This is a genomic window from Cobetia sp. SIMBA_158, assembly GCF_046566945.1.
Classification (GTDB): domain Bacteria; phylum Pseudomonadota; class Gammaproteobacteria; order Pseudomonadales; family Halomonadaceae; genus Cobetia; species Cobetia amphilecti.
In genome coordinates this window covers 1-232 of record NZ_JAWJYL010001181.1, presented here as the reverse complement: position 1 = coordinate 232, position 232 = coordinate 1, and the positions used below count along the sequence as shown (strand labels likewise).

Below are 232 nucleotides of genomic sequence, written 5' to 3'. Positions count from 1 at the left end.
GGATGGATATAGGTACTGTAAAGCTTATTTAAGTCACAGTACTTCATTAATAATTGAAGTGGCTTACTTTGACTAGAAAGCTTCTTCAGTACCTTCTTGTCAGTACTACGCTTTTTTGATATGTCAGGAAGCTTCAAAGTATCATATAAAGCTGTTGCTAATTGTGAAGGACTATTAATATTAATCCCACCAAAAACGATTGTCAGTACCTTTTCTAAGCGTGTAATTTGAT

Annotated in this window: 1 protein-coding gene; it reads right to left on the bottom strand. The window is 33.6% G+C overall.

All coding sequences use genetic code 11. The annotated features are described in order from the left end of the window. A partial coding sequence (locus R2R70_RS23475; RefSeq protein WP_410979417.1) for a DNA polymerase occupies positions 1-232 on the bottom strand: 232 nt, incomplete at both ends.